This window comes from Candidatus Methylomirabilota bacterium (assembly GCA_036005065.1).
Taxonomy (GTDB): domain Bacteria; phylum Methylomirabilota; class Methylomirabilia; order Rokubacteriales; family DASRDR01; genus DASYQW01.
On sequence record DASYQW010000254.1, the window covers coordinates 1 to 1752 of the forward strand.

A 1752-nucleotide genomic window follows, 5' to 3' on the forward strand; every position below is an offset into this window, starting at 1 on the left:
TCGCGCAGTCGGTCCCGCGCGCCCGTGAGGTCATCGGACCACATCAGCATGCACGCCTCGTAGAAGGGGGGACTCCGCAGCGGTCGCAGGGGTAAGCCCTCGCCCTGCAGCGACTTGGCCCGCTCAAGCTTTGCGGTGGGGAAGCCCTTACCGGAGAGGAACTCGTAGAACCCGAGCACGGCGAGCGACTCGGCGATGATCGTCCTGGCCCCGGAACGCTCCGCCAGCTGCACGGCGCGGCGGACCCGGGCGGTCGCGGATCGGTGGTGGCCGGAGGCTTCGGCCGCCACCGCCAGCTCAAGGTTGATGCTGGCCTGGAGGGATGGATCCTCCCTCGCCTCCCGAAGGGCCCGCTCGGCGAGGGCTACCGCCGACGAGGCGTCGCGGCGGTGGTAGTGGACCCGGCTGAGGTACAGCAGCGCCTCCGCCCGCATCGGTCCGGTGGAGGCAGTCGCCGCCTCCTGGAGAAGCTCCTCGGCCCGCTCGACCTGCGCCGACTCGAACGCGTAGCGCCCGGCATGGGCCGTCCGCCGGTTGCGCGCATCGACCCGCTCGGCAGGCGTCAGCGCCCTGGAGAGCTCGGCGAGCTGGGCGGCGGCGTCCGGAGCCCCGTGGGACCGGGCCCGCTGGGCGGCGTCTTCCAGCAACTGCGCCACCGGCTCGTCCGGCCCCTCCGCCGCCAGGGCCAGGTGTCGGGCCCGTTCCTCGCGGTCGGAGGCCACCTCGGCGAGCAGCCGATGCACCCGCCGGCGCTCCTCCGGTGCCGACCCCGAGTACAGGGCCGTGCCGAGCAGCGGGTTTGAGAACCGGATGCGATCCCGCGAGATCTCGATCACGTCGGCCTGCACCGCGGCCTGCACACTGTCGCCGAACCCCGGCGGATCCCCAAGCGCCCGCGAGATCGACGTCAGCGTCGGCTGCGGCGAGGCCGAGACGAAAAGGAGCACCTCGCGGACCGAACTGGACAGCAGGGCGAGCCGTTCGCTCAACAACTCCACCAGTCGTTCCGGTATCTGGAGGGCCTGCCCGGGCTGGACATCGACCCCTCGCCTGACCAGGGCGCGCGCCAGCTCCATAGCGAGGAACGGATTCCCGCCCGATGCCTCGTGGATCTGCACCAGCGCCCAGTGGGGCAATCCCGTCCCGAGCCTGGAGAGCAGGATCCGTCGGAGCACCTCCAGGCCGAGGGGGCGGACCGGCACACGGTAGATCCGCTCCTCCGGCCAGCTCCCGTCCAGACCGAGGGGGCTCGGGACCTCCGCATCCGGAGCGGCTCGCAGGGCAACCACCACCCCGACCGGGACGCGCTCCAGCCGCCGCAGCGCGAACCCGAGCACGCGGGCCGAGGGCGCGTCCAGCCACTGCACGTCATCCACCCCGACGAGCAACGGAGCGGACCCGGCCAAGGCAAGCAGGCTGCCGTGGAACCCGAACGCGACGGCCCTCGGCTCCGGGATCCCCTCGCGGTCACCTCGCAGCAGGGCCGCTTCCAGCGCCGTCCGCTGCGGGGCCGGTAGGGAGACCACGGCCTGGTCGAAGCCGTCTCGCAACAGGTCGGCCACGGCGGCGAAGGCCAGCGTCGCCTCCGACTCCACGGGTCGTGCCGACAGCACCCGGAATCCGCGCTCCTCGGCCCGGGAGAGGACCGCCCCCCACAGCGTCGTCTTGCCGATCCCCTCCTCCCCGGTGAGGACGAGGGCCACGGGATCGGTGATCCCGGGTTCGAGCACGCGAGCGGCGAGGGTCAGCTCC

1 protein-coding gene is annotated in these 1752 nt (G+C 72.8%); it reads right to left on the bottom strand.

Annotated features, from left to right (window positions below):
- The coding region (locus VGW35_18085; protein HEV8309575.1) for an AAA family ATPase at window positions 1-1752 on the bottom strand (1752 nt) is incomplete at both ends.